General features: G+C 38.6%; 1 protein-coding gene. It reads left to right on the forward strand.

Going from position 1 to position 2054, the window contains the following annotated elements:
• Positions 1 to 179 precede the first annotated feature (179 nt).
• Positions 180 to 2018, forward strand: a complete 1839-nt coding sequence (locus tag B371_RS0100545) for an IS1634 family transposase (protein ID WP_019412409.1) — start codon at positions 180 to 182, stop codon at positions 2016 to 2018.
• The last annotated feature ends 36 nt before the right edge of the window (positions 2019 to 2054 follow it).

The raw sequence follows: 2054 nt of genomic DNA on the forward strand, positions 1-2054 counted from the left end.
TGCTTTTTCATGCCTCGAAACGTTGATTTAACAGTGTTTATGATATGACAATTGAAATGTAGTGACCTAAAATATATTATACTATATTTTTAGTTGTACATTCCCTTCTATTGCGCTATAATCAGATTATGTATATACGTGAAACGATCACCCAAAATAAAGGTACGAATAAAAAATATATGAAACATGTATTGGTTGAGTCCTATCGAACAGAAAAAGGTCCTAGACAACGGGTCGTGATGCAATTAGGAACGCTCACACTTCCAAAATCAGAATGGAAAAAATTAGCGGCCGCATTGGAAGGCCGATTAGCGGGTCAAATTACTCTATTTGAAGATGAAAGTCAAATCGCTGAGGCAACCGAACAAGTCATGACTCATTTTTCTTTTACGCAACAAAAGACTCATGCCAAGAAAGAACGTCAAGAAAAAGGTACATTCGTACCTGTTGACTTAGAGTCTATCACTACAGCACAATCGCGATCTCTCGGGCCTGAATTGGTTGGTCATGCTTTTTGGGAGAAGTTGGAGTTTAACCACTTATTGAGTGCTTGTGATTTCACGCCGACTCAACAAGCACTTGCGGAAGCTGTAATTGTTGGACGTCTTGTGGCACCCTCGAGTGACCTAGCCTCTTGGCGCTGGCTACGGGAACGAACTGCTTTAATCGAGTTACTTCCTGTCAATCTTGAAAGTATAGGAAAAGACGCCATATATGAAATAGCCGATCAATTACTTGCCAACAAAAAAGAAATTGAACACGTTCTCCGCGACAAGGAAGTAAGCTTATTTCCACGTCAAAATCAGGTATTTCTTTTTGATTTAACCAATACTTATTTTGAAGGAAGTGCGCTAAACAACGAGTTGGCTATGCGAGGTAAGTCGAAGGAAAAACGCTCCGACTGTCCACTTGTGACGTTGGCTCTTGTTGTAGATGATGCAGGATTCCCAATCTTTAGCCAAATCTATGGTGGAAATCAATCAGAACCTGAAACGCTTACGGATATATTGGAACAATTGACTATCGAATCGTCTCATACTCTATTGAAGGGTCAACGACCTATGATTGTGATGGACCGCGGCATTGCCACGAAAGATAATCTTCTTCTTATAAAAGAAATGGATTATCCGTATATCGTGATTGAACGAAGAGCTGTCGAGAAGGAATATGTTCAAGAGTTCCAGGAAGCAAGAGAAACTTTTGAAAAGATTTCTTCTTCTAAAGGAGAAACACAAGGCCTTTCATCAGGTTCAACGGTGACGGAATCAGTATTTGTTAAAAAAATATCCATTGAAAAAGGAAGCCGAATCCTCTGTCTTAGTGAAGGTCGTGAAAAGAAAGAAATCGCCATGGATACACTAAAAGAAACTCGATTTCTAAATGACCTTGATCGATTAAAATCCTCTGTAGAAAAGGGTAATGTTCAGTTGGTAGAAAAAGTTGGTGAACGGGTTGGTCGACTTAGAGAGCGTTATCCTTCTATTGCTCGACATTACACCGTTTCTTTTGAATTAGATGAAAAGGAAGAAAAAGTGAAGACCATCACGTTTGATAAAAAGCCAACACGAACAGAGCGTGCTATTTTAACGGGATGTTATGTGATTGAAACAAGTGAAGGAGAATTATCCGCAGAAGAAGTGTGGCGATTATATACAACTTTAACAAAAATAGAAGCAGCCTTTCGGTCTTTAAAAACAGATTTAGGGGTAAGACCTGTCTATCATCAATTAGCCGAACGAACACGAGGTCACTTATTCATCTCTGTATTAGCGTATCATTTATTAATTAGTATAGAGTATCAATTAAAGGGAAAGGGTGACCATCGGAATTGGTCTACTATTAAAGACCAGCTTTCTACTCATCAACGAACAACTGTGATCGTAACTGATCAAAAAGATCAAATTCATCATATTAGAGTCTCAGGAACACCTGAAAAAAACCATAATGAAATTTACAAGCTGCTGGGTGTGAAAGATCCATTAAAAAGGAAACATGAAATAGTCGGACAAAGGTTGTAGTGACCAAATAAAAAGGAGAAATCCCTTTATAAAGGG

The sequence above is a fragment of the Paenisporosarcina sp. TG20 genome (genome assembly GCF_000286315.1).
GTDB lineage: Bacteria > Bacillota > Bacilli > Bacillales_A > Planococcaceae > Paenisporosarcina.